General features: G+C 42.7%; 15 protein-coding genes. 4 read left to right on the top strand and 11 right to left on the bottom strand.

Going from position 1 to position 14,436, the window contains the following annotated elements; all coding sequences use genetic code 11:
* Positions 1-675, top strand: a complete 675-nt coding sequence (gene queC / locus ACXAFJ_RS06455; RefSeq protein WP_475322228.1) for a 7-cyano-7-deazaguanine synthase QueC — start codon at positions 1-3, stop codon at positions 673-675.
* 14 nt (positions 676-689) lie between these two features.
* On the opposite strand, the gene ACXAFJ_RS06450 is transcribed toward queC, so the two are convergent.
* On the bottom strand, positions 690-2,615 hold the full coding sequence (locus tag ACXAFJ_RS06450) for a tetratricopeptide repeat protein (protein ID WP_475322227.1): 1,926 nt from the start codon (positions 2,613-2,615) through the stop codon (positions 690-692).
* A 321-nt stretch (positions 2,616-2,936) separates the two neighbouring features.
* The gene (locus ACXAFJ_RS06445; protein WP_475322225.1) at positions 2,937-3,293 is read right to left on the bottom strand and encodes a DUF2750 domain-containing protein; all 357 of its coding nucleotides are present in this window, start codon (positions 3,291-3,293) and stop codon (positions 2,937-2,939) included.
* Positions 3,294-3,522: 229 nt separating this feature from the next.
* Between ACXAFJ_RS06445 and ACXAFJ_RS06440 the strand changes: the two genes are divergently transcribed.
* Entirely contained in the window at positions 3,523-3,720 is a 198-nt protein-coding gene (locus ACXAFJ_RS06440) for a hypothetical protein (RefSeq protein WP_475322224.1), read from the top strand.
* 53 nt (positions 3,721-3,773) lie between these two features.
* Here ACXAFJ_RS06440 and ACXAFJ_RS06435 read toward each other — a convergent pair whose 3' ends face one another.
* A complete protein-coding gene (locus tag ACXAFJ_RS06435) occupies positions 3,774-4,964 on the bottom strand; it encodes a class I SAM-dependent methyltransferase (RefSeq protein ID WP_475322223.1) in 1,191 nt (396 codons plus the stop codon).
* A gap of 91 nt (positions 4,965-5,055) precedes the next feature.
* Entirely contained in the window at positions 5,056-6,462 is a 1,407-nt protein-coding gene (locus tag ACXAFJ_RS06430; RefSeq protein WP_475322222.1) for a methyl-accepting chemotaxis protein, read from the bottom strand.
* Between the two features lie 81 nt (positions 6,463-6,543).
* On the opposite strand from ACXAFJ_RS06430, the gene yccX reads away from it, so the two are divergent.
* Positions 6,544-6,822: an acylphosphatase gene (yccX, locus tag ACXAFJ_RS06425; protein WP_475322220.1), complete on the top strand. Its 279-nt coding sequence runs from the start codon at positions 6,544-6,546 to the stop codon at positions 6,820-6,822.
* A 16-nt stretch (positions 6,823-6,838) separates the two neighbouring features.
* Here the strand turns inward: yccX and ACXAFJ_RS06420 are convergent, their stop codons facing one another.
* The 6 genes from ACXAFJ_RS06420 to ACXAFJ_RS06395 all read right to left on the bottom strand — a co-directional run bounded on the left by ACXAFJ_RS06420 (position 6,839) and on the right by ACXAFJ_RS06395 (position 12,477).
* A complete protein-coding gene (locus ACXAFJ_RS06420; protein WP_475322219.1) occupies positions 6,839-7,168 on the bottom strand; it encodes a TusE/DsrC/DsvC family sulfur relay protein in 330 nt (109 codons plus the stop codon).
* 108 nt (positions 7,169-7,276) lie between these two features.
* Positions 7,277-7,939 (bottom strand): Bax inhibitor-1/YccA family protein, encoded by a 663-nt coding sequence (locus ACXAFJ_RS06415; protein WP_475322218.1) that lies wholly within the window; start codon positions 7,937-7,939, stop codon positions 7,277-7,279.
* A 278-nt stretch (positions 7,940-8,217) separates the two neighbouring features.
* Positions 8,218-8,967 (bottom strand): amino acid ABC transporter ATP-binding protein, encoded by a 750-nt coding sequence (locus ACXAFJ_RS06410; protein WP_475322216.1) that lies wholly within the window; start codon positions 8,965-8,967, stop codon positions 8,218-8,220.
* Positions 8,968-8,987: 20 nt separating this feature from the next.
* Positions 8,988-10,085 (bottom strand): amino acid ABC transporter permease, encoded by a 1,098-nt coding sequence (locus ACXAFJ_RS06405; protein WP_475322215.1) that lies wholly within the window; start codon positions 10,083-10,085, stop codon positions 8,988-8,990.
* A gap of 3 nt (positions 10,086-10,088) precedes the next feature.
* Positions 10,089-11,282 carry an amino acid ABC transporter permease gene (locus ACXAFJ_RS06400; protein ID WP_475322214.1) on the bottom strand — a complete coding sequence of 398 codons (1,194 nt, stop codon included), beginning with the start codon at positions 11,280-11,282 and terminating at the stop codon, positions 10,089-10,091.
* Between the two features lie 73 nt (positions 11,283-11,355).
* Positions 11,356-12,477, bottom strand: a complete 1,122-nt coding sequence (locus ACXAFJ_RS06395; RefSeq protein ID WP_475322212.1) for an amino acid ABC transporter substrate-binding protein — start codon at positions 12,475-12,477, stop codon at positions 11,356-11,358.
* A gap of 430 nt (positions 12,478-12,907) precedes the next feature.
* On the opposite strand from ACXAFJ_RS06395, the gene ACXAFJ_RS06390 reads away from it, so the two are divergent.
* Complete coding sequence (locus ACXAFJ_RS06390; RefSeq protein WP_475322211.1) at positions 12,908-13,846, top strand: precorrin-2 dehydrogenase/sirohydrochlorin ferrochelatase family protein; 939 nt, start codon at positions 12,908-12,910, stop codon at positions 13,844-13,846.
* A 93-nt stretch (positions 13,847-13,939) separates the two neighbouring features.
* Here the strand turns inward: ACXAFJ_RS06390 and ACXAFJ_RS06385 are convergent, their stop codons facing one another.
* Positions 13,940-14,425 (bottom strand): YajQ family cyclic di-GMP-binding protein, encoded by a 486-nt coding sequence (locus ACXAFJ_RS06385; RefSeq protein WP_475322209.1) that lies wholly within the window; start codon positions 14,423-14,425, stop codon positions 13,940-13,942.
* Positions 14,426-14,436: the final 11 nt, after the last annotated feature.

Genomic DNA, 14,436 nt, shown 5'->3' with positions numbered 1-14,436 from the left:
ATGTCAAAAGCGGTTGTAGTATTTAGTGGTGGTCAAGACTCCACAACGTGTTTAGTTCAAGCTCTTCAAAACTATGAGGAAGTTCATGCCATTACCTTTGATTATGGGCAACGTCATCGCCAAGAAATTGAAGTGGCAAAGTCATTGGCTGATCAGTTAGGTGTTGCCGCTCACAAGGTTATGGATGTGACGCTACTCAACGAGTTGGCAATTAGTTCACTAACCAGAGACGATATTGAAGTATCCCACGAGCTACAAGAAAATGGACTGCCAAATTCATTTGTTCCTGGACGCAATATTCTGTTCCTAACATTGGCAGGCATTTATGCGTATCAAGTTGGAGCGGATTCAGTCATTACAGGTGTCTGTGAAACTGACTTCTCAGGATACCCAGACTGCAGAGATTCTTTTGTAAAAGCAATGAATAGTGCATTAGAGCAGGGAATGGATCGAAAGTTAAAAATCGAAACCCCTTTGATGTGGTTAGACAAGGCACAGACCTGGGCGTTGGCGGATTCTCTAGGAGCACTTGAGTTGGTCAAACAGCATACATTAACTTGTTATAACGGTATCGTGGGAGAGGGCTGCGGTGATTGCCCGGCCTGTGATCTTAGAGCCAATGGACTAAGCAACTACTTAAGTGACAAACAACAAGTATTAAGCTCTCTTACATAGATAGGGATTATAACTTACGCCTTACTTCTAAACCTGTCGATTGGCTGAACATTATCTTTATGCTCAGTCAATCCAGTGGAAAGCGATAGATATAGATTTGCCAAGCGCTGCTCTCCTTGACGTGTGTTCAGGTAAGAGTGTTCGCAAGTTAACTGTTCACTCAGATCTTTGGAGTGAATTTCACGCATCACCAATAGCTGATACTCACCAGTACGATTTTCAATTTCGTTGATTGGGCAATCCGCTATTACCATCATAAATCGATTCATCCCTACTCGAACAAAGAACTCGTTATTATCTGATATTCGATTGATACGCTTTAGCGAGCTAACTGTAATTTGATCAACATTATGCCCTAGCTCGGAAAGGTTTTTATTGCTGAGCATGCTGATGGAGTACAAACAAACGACATGCGCTTTGTCTTCTTCTGACACCTCACGAAGGCTCGACATTTTTTTAATGAAAGCTTGAGTGGAAAGTGCAGTTGTAATTGGGTCGCGAAGGCGGGCTAGTCGGTAGCGGCGGACGGTCATTAACGTGACCATCAATAACACGACCATGCCAACTAACAAAATGTGATACCAGGCTTGCTGTGTCTTGAGGTCTTGAATGGTTCGATTCAGATTCTTGTTTTGTTGTATCGCGTTTTCAGTTTGAATATCGTTTTTATACTGCTCACGAGAATTGTCTATATTTTTCATCGCGTTGTTAAAATTCTTCTGACGCCTTTGCGCAGAGGTTTCAACATACCTTTTGTAGATACTTAACGCTCTATCTGGGTCACCACTTTTCTCGTAGTAAAGAGCTGTGATTCTTGCGACGTCATACTGAACACTGCGCATTGTCTTAGGAGCTGAAATGGCTAGCGCATTATCAATGTTGATCTTGGCGAGCGGCAACTGGTTCTGACCTAGATAGGTTTCTGCTAGCTTTAGGAAAATCTGGCTTTGTACGTCGATCATTTCTCTTTCAGTCGCGATATCAAGCGCTTGATTGAAATAATTTAGGGCGAGTTCATTAAATCCTAACTTATAATTCGCCTTGCCTAGACCAAATAGAACATACATTCTACCCAAACGATTTGCAGTCGATTGCCCAAGTAAAGACTGTGCTTGAGTGTAATAATCCATAGCTAAAGCATATTTTTCTTCGGCCAGCATAATATCGCCAAGCGTATGTAAAACTTGTGCTTGGCCTTCGTTACCCGTTTGATTTTGTCTTAGCTCCAGCGCTTTATGAAGGTATTTCAGCGCTCTTTGTGTATCACCAAGATTGTAGACGACTTCCCCTAATCGGTTGTAAACACCAGAGGGGTCTTCATACGGCGGTAGTTCGTCCAAAACTCGTTTAAATTGTGAAAAAGAGCCTGGATAGCTGCCTAGACGAGCAAAGTTGTTTGCAATAGCCTGTCTTGCAATGTGTTTTGGGATTACGGTATTAGTTTCACTTTCTAATAGTCTTAGCGAAGCTGTACAGTGTTTACTTGCTGCTATATGTGTACCTTGACGAGAGAGTAAAACACACAGATGATACTGTATTAGAAGCTCTGCCTGCGACACTTTGTAGGTGCGTGCTTCGTCGAGTAGCTTAATCAGGATTTTTTTTGCGGTATCGAATTCCAGATCCTTTTGTGCATTCAGTGCGGCAATGAGTTGAGATTCTCTCTTTGAATATCCAGTATCGATATGGTTACCTAAGCCGTAGTAAGGCTGTCCTCGACTTGTCAAATAATCAAATATCAATGCGCTGACATAGAGTTTTTCTGGCCCAGCTTCTAACGAGTGATAACGATCTTGTAACAGAGTTAACGCCGAAGGGTCGCCTTTTTTTTCGGCCTTGTAATAGGCTGCATCCCAGTCTGTATAAGTCTGGGATAACGAGATAGGGCTAACCGCGCAAATTGCGAGTAGCAAGATCAATTTGCAAAATTTAGAGATCATATAGGGCCATTGTGGCAGCATAATTCACAAGCAAAAGTGGGTTAAGGTTGTTAATACTCAGTTAAGTTTATAGTTGGTTGAGTGAGACCCATAACCCTGAAGGTGCAATACGTTGCACTCGGCCAATATAAAATAACTAAGTCATTGGTTCCAGAACAAGAGTGTGACATTAAACGGTTTGTTGATTTTGTTCACGTTATCTTCGCAACGAAAATAGTAGGGGTTCAGAATCAAGACAAATGTAGGAATGAGTAGCTTGGGGAAGTTCTGAGAAGATAGCCGACGCAATGCGTCGACTAGTTTTAGATGTGAAAATTCGAGTTATGCATCTCTATATTTTTTTGCAACTTCTACTGCTTCAAGCTCTAATCCATCTAAATTGTCGTTCCAGTTAGGGCCAATCAACACACCATCTTCGTCAAGTGTTATCAGCCAGTCTTCAACGAAGATATCTAATGGAATATGCAATACTTCAAAGTCAGCCCATTCCTCTACATTGTGACGTTTTGCATCTTCTTCGGAAGACCAGAACGGCATTACTTCTGAATCCTCGAAATGAGTAGATTCGCAGCTAAGCCAACCGTCCTCATTTTTTAGTCCCCAGACTAAATTCGACTCCAAGCTTTGTTTAATAAACAGTTCGAAGTTCTGGTCGATATCTTGCGTCAATTGGCTCATGTGGCCCTCGTAGTCTCATTTAGTACAGTGCAAAATTGAGCACGCTATTCGTCCGTATTTTACCAAAGAAGTTTAGTAATTACCGCTATTCTGGCTGAACAAAAATAAGTGATTTAAATCACAAAAGTTGACTTTAAGTGATTTGTGTCACATAATTAACTCATCTGTGTGATGTCAGTGTACCTGGCAACAACGGGCTTATGGCAAAGACCCACACAAGGAATGATGAATGCCAAGTGAAAAAACAAAGTTATCAAATATAGAACGTCAGTCAGAAAGCTGCTTACCTTTCACATGGGATGATTTACAAGGAATTGTAGTTACCGGTACAGAAGATGGTGACCAAGTAAGATTGACGTTGAAACAAGAAGCAAACAACGGATGTAAACTCATCCAGAATATTGCTAAAAAGCTAAAGAAGTTTTGACTATAAGAAAATTAAATGCCGCGCTAAGTGAATAACGAGCGCGGCATTTGCATTTAGATGACCTTAACTGCAAACCCTTTGAGATAAAAACCCTCAGGATATGCGCTGTCGACTGGGTGATCACTCGCTTGTTGAAAACGTTCAACAAACTTCGCTTTTCGACCTGCATCTAAAGCGGCGTCTGCAATAATCTTCTGAAATAGATTGAGATCCATCAGGCCAGAGCAAGAGTAGGTCAGTAACGTTCCACCAGGTTTCAAAATCTGCATCGCTAACATATTGATATCTTTATAGCCACGGCATGCACCATTGAGTTGTGCTTTTGAGTCTGCAAACTTAGGTGGGTCCATAATGACAACATCAAACTTTGTGCCTTGTTCTCTGTATTCTCGCAACAGCTTAAAAACGTCTGCGTTTAAGAATACCACTGACTTTTTCGAAGTATCAAAACCATTTAGTTCTGCATTTTTTTTTGCAGTATCGAGCGCAAGTTGAGAAACGTCGGCATTAATTACTCGTTTTGCCTGCGCTTTTTGCGCGTAAAGGCCAAATCCACCGGTATAACTAAAGCAGTTCAACACTTCTTTGTTTTTCAGATACTTCATGGCTTCAAAGCGACTGTCTCGTTGATCGAGATAAAATCCCGTTTTGTGGCCATTGATAATATCAACGCTAATCTTTACGCCATTTTCTTCAATCACAACACTTTGTGGTGGAGTTTCGCCAGAAAGGACACCTGTGCGCAGCTCTAGACTTTCTTTTTTACGAATTGCCACATCTGAACGTTCATAAATGTTACATTCCGGGTACAACTGGTTCAGTGCTGCGACTAAGTTATCACGCTGGTATTCCGCACCAGCGCTAAGCAATTGGCAAACTAAATAGTTATCAAACTTATCGACCGTGATACCCGGTAATCCATCCGATTCGCCCGCAATTAGCCTGAATCCAGTTAAACCTTGTTGTGCAATGATTTCGTTTCTCAGCAACTGAGCTTCGCTTAAACGTTTAATAAAAAACTCTTTATCGATGTTTTGTTTATTAAAGCTCCAGACACGGGCACGAATTTGTGAGTGTGGAGAATAGGCGGCCTTCGCTATCCATTTTCCTGAATGATTGTACACGTCAACCGTTTCGCCCAAAGAAGGCGAACCTTCAACAGTTTTGATTGCGCGCGAAAAAATCCAAGGGTGACGGCGTAACAAAGATTTGTCGCGCCCTTTATCAAGATATATTGCAGACATGGTGTACCGATGATAAAAAAAGTGGCTCATTGTCTTTCAACTATGAGCCAAAATCAATTGAGTTTCGACAATCGCTAATTTGACAAGTATCTTAGGCTTTAATGCCTATCAAAAGAGTTTCTAACTGATCGCTTTGTTGACGTAACCCATCAATTTGAGAGGTGGTTGACGAGATGACATCACACACTTTTTGCGACTGTTGGCGAATCTCCTCGACACTGGCCGCAATACTCTCAGCCACTTCACCTTGCTGCTCGGCGGCGGTCGCTATTTGAGTACTACCATCTGAAATAGTCTGGCTTTTACTCGCTAGCAAACTGATTTCCTGTTGTACTAAGTTCATTTTGGTCTGACCGTCTTCAGCACCTTCAACTGTCGACTGCATTACCTGAGTCAATGAATGACTATTTGATTGCAGTGCTTCGATCATGGCTCGAATCTCTACCGTTGCCTGTTGGGTTCGACCAGCCAGCGCTCTGACTTCGTCAGCTACAACAGCAAATCCGCGACCTTGTTCTCCTGCGCGTGCCGCTTCGATTGCTGCATTTAGTGCGAGCAGGTTGGTCTGGTCTGATATGTCGCTAATTGCGGTAACAATGTCATTGATTTTAACTGCGTTGCTATCGAGCTCCGAAACGGCAACTGAGGCCGCTCTCACTTCCTCACTTAGTGCAGATATAGAGCTCAAAGTTTGTGTAACGTTGACCTGACCATTTTCTGCGACCTTCATCGCTTCGTGAGTTTCGTTGCTGGCTTCTTGCGCTAAGTTGGCAACTTCACGAATTGTTGCTGCCATCTCTTCAGTCGCGCTGGCTAATGAACTTAAGTGTTGCTGTTGATTATCTGATACTGATGCAGACTCAGTGGCCGAGACATTTAAATCAGAGCTTATCTGTTGCATCAAGGCCAAACTCTCCTGAAGTGACAACACAAGCTTTTGTTCGCGTTCAGAGACTTTGTCTATAGTAATCGCAATGGTGCTGAATTCGTCCCTTACTTCGAAATAGTTCATTCGGTTGGTAAGGTCGCCGGACGCAAGAGTTTGTAGAGACTTATTCATCGCAAACATCGCGCCACCAATGAACGTCATAATGTAGTAAACACCGAGAAGTGAAATAACGAGAGTAAAAGCAAGAATGCCAATCTGTAAGCTCGTCAATGATTCCCACAATGTGACGTGATGTTGGAAGGTGATTGAGTAATTTTCACCTGAAATCGCCAAGCCTTGGCCATTGTCGGAAATACTTATTCCGCTCTGCGATTTTTCAAATAGTTCCTGTACCGATTGACGGTCCATTCCGCTTTTTTCGATCAGTGATTTTGTTAGCGCAAGCTCTTCTTGATACAGCGTATCGACCATTTTGGTCGCAGTGTTTTCAAATATCAGCGTTAACACACATACAGAAAACAGAGGTAACAAAAACAGTAAATAAAATTTTTCCTGTAACTTTAAGTGGATGAGGTATTTGTCAATCCAGCGAAATGGAATTTCTTTCATAGAATGGCCTCTGTTGGACAACTATAGTTAGTGTAGATACTTTTGTGCACCATACTAAATATTGCAACAAACAGGTACAGAATGCCGTTTTATCAAGCTAAGTTTATCGTTTACGGTCACGTTCAGGGGGTTGGCTTTCGATATTTTACTGCTCGAGAAGCAAAGTCTCTAGAATTAACGGGCTACGCAAAAAATTTGTCAGATGGCTGTGTCGAGGTGTTAGTGCAAGGCGAAGAAGCTAAAATTGATATACTTGCTAGTTGGCTAAATACAGGGCCAAAAACAGCGTCAGTGGATCGCGTAACTGAAGTTGACCGTAATGACGCTGTCAATCCAATCTATGGATTTGAAATTAGCTGATTACAGCAACTGTAAATCAGAGGCACTTTGCTGGTTTTGGTAGACCGGCAAGTTTAGTAGCTTGTTTGGCTGGACCTTGTCGAAACAATTTGAATAAGTATTTGCTATTCCCTTTCTCTGGCCCGTGCTCTTTTTCCATGGCTTTTACTAACATTCTTATTGCTGGTGAGGTGTTGTACTCTTGATAGAACTTTCTCACAAAAAGAACGATTTCTACATGTGCTTCTGTCAAATCAATCCCTTCTTGCTCGGCTAGAACAGGGATCATGGCTTCTTCCCAATCTTGGTAGTTGAGCAGGTAGCCTTGAGCGTCAGTTTCAATTTGCTTGCCGTTGAATTCGAACATAGTGGAACTAGGGTTTGGAAAAGTGGACCCAGAGGATACTGTTTCTTGTGGTTAGGTCAAGAAAAAAGCCCGAGACAATGCCTCGGGCTTTGTGAATGCTACGACTTATTAGTCGTCGTTCATCACGCCTAGGATGCTTAGTAGGCTGATAAACAGGTTGTAGATTGATACGTACAAGCTAACCGTCGCAGAGATGTAGTTTGTCTCACCACCGCGGATGATGCTTTGAGTTGTGAACATAATAATCGCGGTAGATAGAAGAACAAATACACCACTAATTGCTAACGAAAGTGCAGGCATCTGTAGGAAGATGTTTGCAATCATAGCAACAACGACCGCAACCACACCTGCGATAATTACACCGCCAAGTACAGACAGATCACGTTTTGTCGTAAGTGCGTAAGCTGACGCACCTAGGAATGCTAGTGCTGTGCCACCTAGTGCAGTAACAATCAGGTCGCCCATGCCTGCGCCAACGTAAGCATTTAGGATTGGGCCTAAGGTGTAGCCCATGAAGCCTGTTAGTGCGAAGGTGAAAACTAAACCAAGGCTGTTGTTACGGTTCTTTTCAATCATAAATAGCAGACCGTAAAAGGCTACCAGTGTGATGATCAAGCCTGGGTGTGGCAGGTTCATCATCATAGAAACGCCAGCTACTGCCGCAGACCATAGAAGAGTCATAGAGAGTAGGGCATAAGTGTTTCTTAAAACCTTGTTGGTTTGTAGAGCACTCTCTTGGGTAGATGTGCGGGTAAACATAGGGCTGTTCATAATCTTCCTCTTAAAAACAGGTTTTGATTCCTAATGCATTATATGTGTGCTTTTGTCCCTAATTTCAAGGTTAGGTTCAATACACACTAAAATCATAATAGATCGTTAATGTTAAGTGAGAGTTAAGATGTAACACGATATAACAGTTTCTGTATTAGCAAAACACCCTCAATCGTCTATCCAACAGTATGTTACAGATAATTGTACGTACGAGAAGCTTTAAGCGAGCAAATAAAACAAAAGGGCGATCTAAGTCGCCCTTTACTTGTTAGTGAGTATTAGTGATGCAGTATTTGCGCGAGGAAGTTTTGTGTTCTGTCGGACTGCGGGTTTTCAAAGAAATCGACAGGGTTGTTTTCTTCAATGATTTCACCAGCGTCCATAAAGATCACTCTGTCTGCAACCTCTTTGGCAAAGCCCATTTCATGAGTCACACACAACATGGTCATACCTTCTTCGGCGAGCTCAACCATTACATCAAGTACTTCGCGTACCATTTCAGGGTCTAGCGCTGATGTAGGTTCGTCAAATAGCATGACCTGTGGGTTCATACACAGAGAACGGGCAATCGCTACACGTTGCTGCTGACCACCAGACAGCTGACCTGGGTACTTGTCCGCTTGCTCAGGAATTTTTACCCGCTCAAGGTATTTCATCGCAATGGCTTCAGCTTCGTCTTTCGGCATCTTCTTTACCCAAATCGGTGCTAACGTACAGTTCTCCAAAACTGTTAAGTGCGGGAAGAGGTTAAAGTGCTGAAAGCACATGCCAACGTCTTTGCGTACCGCCTCAATGTTTTTTAGATCTTCAGTAAGCTCGGTTCCTGAGACGTAAATGTGACCTTTTTGATGCTCTTCCAAGCGGTTGATACAACGAATCATGGTTGATTTACCGGAACCCGAAGGGCCACAAATGACGATTTTTTCGCCCTTTTTCACATTTAAATTGATGTTCTTGAGTACGTGGAATTCACCGTACCATTTGTTCATGTCCTCAATTTGGATCATGTAATCTTGTTGTTCTGACATAATTTATCCTTTTGATCCAATTAACGTTTGTGGCCAGTATGAAGCTTGTTTTCAAGCCATATAGAGTAACGTGACATTCCAAAACAGAATATCCAGAAAACCAGCGCGACAAAAACGTAACTTTCCGTAGCAAAACCAAGCCATTCAGGGTCGGTGTTCGCGGCTTGCCCAACACCCAATACGTCAAACATACCGATAATCAGGACTAGACTGGTGTCTTTAAAGAGTCCGATAAACGTATTTACGATAGACGGAATAGTAATTTTTAATGCTTGCGGCAAAATGATGAGACCGGTCTTTTTCCAGTAGCTCAAGCCTAAAGCATCAGCAGCCTCATATTGACCTTTTGGAATTGCTTGTAGTCCACCGCGTACCACCTCCGCCATATAGGCTGAAGCAAACATGACTACACCTATCAGTGCGCGAATGAGTTTGTCGGTTTCAGAGCCTTCTGACAGAAATAACGGTAACATGACCGAAGCCATAAACAATACGGTAATAAGTGGAACACCACGCCATACCTCGATGTAAACGGTACATATGCTTCGAATGATTGGCATCTCAGAACGGCGTCCCAAGGCTAGCGCCACACCGATTGGCAATGACACTACAATACCAACTAAAGCGATGATCAAGGTCACCAATAAACCGCCCCACTGGTGTGTTTCTACAACGGGTAGTCCAAAGACACCACCATAAAGCAAACCAGCAATGAAGAACGGGTAGATGTTTACAAAAACCAGCCAAATAGCGAAACGTTTGGGTGTTTTTTCATACGCAAGCAATACGGTGAATATTGCCAGTGTGATGTAGAATAGGCGAGGGCGCCACAGCTCGGCTTCAGGGTAGAAGCCATACATGAACTGCTCCCATCGCACACTAATAAACACCCAGCATGCACCTTCACGACTGCAGTCGTCTCGAGTTGAGCCTGCCCAATCTGCCGTAAACACGGCCCAATCTAAAATACCCCAAATTGATGTCGCGGCTAAGTAGGCCAAAATGACAGTGACAATGGAATTGACCGGTCCATTAAATAAATTTTTTCGCAACCAACCTACCAAACCAACCGTATTTGCTGGCGGTGGTAAATCTGGTAGAAACTCGTGTTTATTCATAAGTTACCTCTCCACCAATGCGACTTTTTTGTTGTAGATGTTCATTAGCAATGACGTCAACAAACTTAAACTTAAGTAAACCGCCATAGTCATGGCGATAATCTCGATCGCTTGACCTGTTTGGTTTAGCGTGGTGCCTGCAAATACCGACACAAGATCGGGATATCCTATGGCCATTGCAAGAGAAGAGTTTTTGGTTAGGTTCAAGTACTGACTCGTCAGAGGCGGTATAATGATTCGCATCGCCTGAGGAATCACAACCAACTTTAAAGTTCGACTTCTCGGCAGACCAAGAGACATAGCCGCTTCAGTTTGTCCATGGCTGACAGCATTGATACCTGAACGTACGATTTCAGCGATAAAGGATGCTGTATAAATACTGAGTGCCAAAACTAGCGCTGCTAATTCAGGGATAACACTAATACCACCTTGGAAGTTAAAGCCTTTTAACTCGGGGTACTCAGCGCTGATAGGTGAGCCAGCAAAATAATATATTGCAACTGGTAAGACAATGACTAAGCAAAAAACGATTCTTAGCATTGGTGTTTGTTGGCCAGTCAGATTTTGTCTGTTTTTAGCCCAGATATTAATGGCGATAGACGCGATAATACCTATGACTAGCGCCGCAATGACGACTCCACTCCCTTGTTCAAAAACTGGAGCTGGGAAAAACAGACCACGTACGTTTAAAAAGATGGCTTCACCCAAGCTTAAGCTCTGGCGCGTTGATGGTAATGTCGCCAATACGGCGAAATACCAAAAGAATATTTGCAGTAGTAGAGGGACATTTCGAAAGACTTCGATATATACAGCAGCTAGTCGACTGACAAGCCAGTTCGATGATAACCGCGCAATACCCATAACAAAGCCGAGTACCGTTGCTATCAAAATCCCTAATACTGAGACGAGTGCTGTATTAAGAAGTCCAACAAAAAACGTTCTGCCATAGGAATACGTCTCGTCGTACTCGATGAGCGTTAAACCGATTCCAAAGCCTGCTTCTTGGTTTAAAAAACCAAAACCAGTAGCAATACCACGAGCAGATAGGTTAGTTAGTGCGTTGTTTACTATGGTGTAAAAGAAAAAGGCGAGCGCACAGACGGCAATGAATTGGAATACAACAGAGCGAAAGGTAGGGTTGTAAAACAGACTTTTTGAGCTCTTTGGAGCTGAGTCTGATTGGTTTTTAGGTTTCATACTACGATAACCTCAATAATCCATTGTTAGTAGGGGCAGTATTCACTGCCCCATTTATAGTTATTTTTGGTTATTAGCGGATAGGTGGCGCGTACATAAAGCCGCCTTTATTCCAAAGGGCGTTTACACCGCGATCGATCTCTAGTGGAGAGCTCATACCTACAGTTCGTTCAAAACTCTCACCATAGTTACCAACTTGCTTGATGATTTGATAGCCCCAATCATCACGAATACCAAGGCCTGAACCTTTAGGTCCGTCAACACCAAGAATACGCTTGATGTTTGGATCAGTAGATTTCAACATTTCATCAGCATTTGAAGAGCTAATACCGTATTCTTCAGCGTTGATCATTGTCGAAAGAGTCCATTTAGCAATGTTGAACCATTGGTCGTCGCCTTGGCGAACGACAGGCCCTAAAGGCTCCTTAGAAATAATTTCCGGAAGTACCGCAGCCGAACTTGGATCCGCTAGGTTTAGGCGAAGCGCATAAAGACCAGATTGGTCTGTAGTAAGTACGTCACAGCGGCCTGTGTCGAAACCTTTAGATGTTTGTGCGGCAGTATCAAATACCACTGGTTTGTAGCTCATGCCTTCGTTTCGGAAGTAGTCTGCAAGGTTAAGTTCGGTGGTTGTACCTGATTGAACACATACTGACGCACCATCGAGCTCCTTGGCACTTTTAAGACCGAGTGATTTCTTAGCCATAAACCCTTGGCCGTCGTAATAGTTTACGCCAACAAAGTTAAGGCCAAGTGCAGTATCACGATGCAACGTCCATGTGGTGTTGCGAGATAGCACATCAATCTCACCGGATTGTAGTGCAGTGAAACGCTCTTTAGCCGTTAGCGGTACGTATTTTACTTTTGTCTTGTCACCAAGAACCGCAGCAGCCAATGCTTGACAATATTCAACGTCGATACCTGCCCATTCACCTTTAGCGTTAGGGTTGGAGAAACCAGGTAGACCAGTACTTACCCCACAGCTTAGTACGTCTTTTTCCATAACACTTTTAAGTGTTCCAGCTGACGATGTTGGCGCAGCAGTGCTAGAAGATTGAGCCTGAAGTTCTTTTACTTGCTTTTCTAGAGCAGCGATTGTCTCTTTGTCTTGAGCGCTAGATTGGTTGTCACCACAACCGGTTAAAACGGCTCCAGCCAATATACTTACAGACAGTAGCGTTAGCTTCTTATTCATATGTTCCTTCCTGTAATTCCTTGTTGTTTCGTGTGTTCGCTTATTGGAGTAATAATTTGTTATTTGTCGTTGACGGGCTTGTTAAAAGCTCGAATCAATCATTTATTAGCCTAGGAAAGGAAATCAGTATTCTCAAGTTCATAATTTGAAAAGAATTTTGACCGGTTTCACATCCTAGAAACTCAATTAGCATGACCAAATGTTAAATAGTTGTAAATAGTTCTTTTTGATACATTGGTCGAAATCAGAATGGACGCTCGTAAAGGAAGCAATGTGCGAGAAATATTGTTTTGATTTTCATTAAGTTTGAAGTTTAATTCTATCAATAGCAGCAAATTTGGTATCTTTAAAATCCATACTGACTTAACGGATGAAGCCTGATGCTGTTATCTGCTACTATGGTCGGTAAATTCTTCAGGGGCCGAGAAAAATGCGTTATTTCCCCATTTTTATTAATTTGGAAAACAAGCCTATTTTGGTTGTTGGTGGGGGAGAAGTCGCATCAAGAAAAGTGGATGCGTTGGTTCGTGCTGGTGCAGACGTAACTATCATTTCTCCTTCGATTGATCCGTATCTTCAAACTCTTGAAAAAAATGGCGAAGTCCATTGGATCCAAAACTTTTATTCTCAAGAATACATGGATTCGCGATACATCCAAGTTTGGGCGACCACTGACAATCCTCACTTGAATCATCAAGTACATGCCGATGCTAAAAAGTTGGGTTTACTGGTTAATGTTGTCGATGACCAACCATATTGCGACTTTATTACACCTTCGATTGTCAATCGAGGACGTATCCAAATCGCCATTTCAAGCGGAGGAGCGTCACCGGTTTTGATTCGCAACCTCAGACAACAGCTTGAAACCATTATTCCGCAAAATCTTGCATTACTTGCCGATTATGGCTCTTCTAAACGAGTTGACATAAAAGAGCGGCTTCCTTCAGTAGATAAACGCCGTTATTTTTGGGAGCGCTTTTTTGACCGCGACGCGGTTAAAAATGCCAAAACCAATTCCGAACTTGAGCAGGAATACGTTGAACTCATGTCCAGCACTGACGCTTCTGAGAATCCTGCAGAAGTGAACTGGTTAGAGTATGGCGATGATCCGGAAATGCTTACACTTAAAGCAATGCGCTTGATGCAGCAAGCCGAATGGGTTTTTTACCACGTCGATTGTCCATTTAGCTTTGTTGATTTGGTTAGGAGAGATGCCGAAAGAATGCCTTTCAACAATGAGCATGAGTTGGTTGAGTTAATGCACGAAGCTGGAAAAGAGTCGCGCATTTTAATTTTCACTCCTCCGAACGACCATACCTACAAGTTACTGCAACAAGATAAACCACTAATTAAGTTGGGCAAGCAGTAAAGTTGATAGAACGGAAATGAAAACACCGCGAGTATAATCGCGGTGTTTTTTGTTGGACTACAGGATTTTGTACCTGCCTAATGACCCACTTAATCAGTCACGGAAGTTGTTGTATTGAAACGGCTGACCCAATTCGGCTTCCTTGATTACTGCAATAGCAGACTGCAAATCATCTCGTTTCTTACCAGTAACTCGTACCTTATCACCCTGAATAGATGCTTGGACTTTCAGCTTTTTGTCTTTGATTAACTTGACAATCTTTTTGGCGATAGGTGTTTCGATACCTTGCTTAAAGACCAAGAACTGATGCCATTTCTTACCAGTTTGTTCAGGATCTTTTGAGTCCATTGAACCGGCATCAACACCGCGCTTTGCGAGGTGACCGCGTAACAAGTCACGCATCTGTTTTAGCTGAAAATCTCCCTCAGCGTCTAATCTAACCGATTCGTCTTTTTGGATTTCGAAACTCGCCTCTACGCCGCGAAAATCAAAACGAGTACTAAGCTCTCTCGACGCATTATCGATGGCATTTTTAAGTTCAACGTTATCTATTTCAGATACAATGTCAAAAGAAGGCATGGAATTCCTCA

The organism is Vibrio sp. ABH4_348, assembly GCF_056159765.1.
Note: the sequence above shows the minus strand (reverse complement) of the source record. Positions and strands in the feature narration are given on the sequence as shown.

Coding starts and splice junctions, on each gene's coding strand:
- queC (WP_475322228.1), top strand. CDS start 1: ATGTCAAAAGCGGTTGTAGTATTTAGTGGTGGTCAAGACTCCACAACG.
- ACXAFJ_RS06450 (WP_475322227.1), bottom strand. CDS start 2,615: ATGATCTCTAAATTTTGCAAATTGATCTTGCTACTCGCAATTTGCGCG.
- ACXAFJ_RS06445 (WP_475322225.1), bottom strand. CDS start 3,293: ATGAGCCAATTGACGCAAGATATCGACCAGAACTTCGAACTGTTTATT.
- ACXAFJ_RS06440 (WP_475322224.1), top strand. CDS start 3,523: ATGCCAAGTGAAAAAACAAAGTTATCAAATATAGAACGTCAGTCAGAA.
- ACXAFJ_RS06435 (WP_475322223.1), bottom strand. CDS start 4,964: ATGTCTGCAATATATCTTGATAAAGGGCGCGACAAATCTTTGTTACGC.
- ACXAFJ_RS06430 (WP_475322222.1), bottom strand. CDS start 6,462: ATGAAAGAAATTCCATTTCGCTGGATTGACAAATACCTCATCCACTTA.
- yccX (WP_475322220.1), top strand. CDS start 6,544: ATGCCGTTTTATCAAGCTAAGTTTATCGTTTACGGTCACGTTCAGGGG.
- ACXAFJ_RS06420 (WP_475322219.1), bottom strand. CDS start 7,168: ATGTTCGAATTCAACGGCAAGCAAATTGAAACTGACGCTCAAGGCTAC.
- ACXAFJ_RS06415 (WP_475322218.1), bottom strand. CDS start 7,939: ATGAACAGCCCTATGTTTACCCGCACATCTACCCAAGAGAGTGCTCTA.
- ACXAFJ_RS06410 (WP_475322216.1), bottom strand. CDS start 8,967: ATGTCAGAACAACAAGATTACATGATCCAAATTGAGGACATGAACAAA.
- ACXAFJ_RS06405 (WP_475322215.1), bottom strand. CDS start 10,085: ATGAATAAACACGAGTTTCTACCAGATTTACCACCGCCAGCAAATACG.
- ACXAFJ_RS06400 (WP_475322214.1), bottom strand. CDS start 11,282: ATGAAACCTAAAAACCAATCAGACTCAGCTCCAAAGAGCTCAAAAAGT.
- ACXAFJ_RS06395 (WP_475322212.1), bottom strand. CDS start 12,477: ATGAATAAGAAGCTAACGCTACTGTCTGTAAGTATATTGGCTGGAGCC.
- ACXAFJ_RS06390 (WP_475322211.1), top strand. CDS start 12,908: ATGCGTTATTTCCCCATTTTTATTAATTTGGAAAACAAGCCTATTTTG.
- ACXAFJ_RS06385 (WP_475322209.1), bottom strand. CDS start 14,425: ATGCCTTCTTTTGACATTGTATCTGAAATAGATAACGTTGAACTTAAA.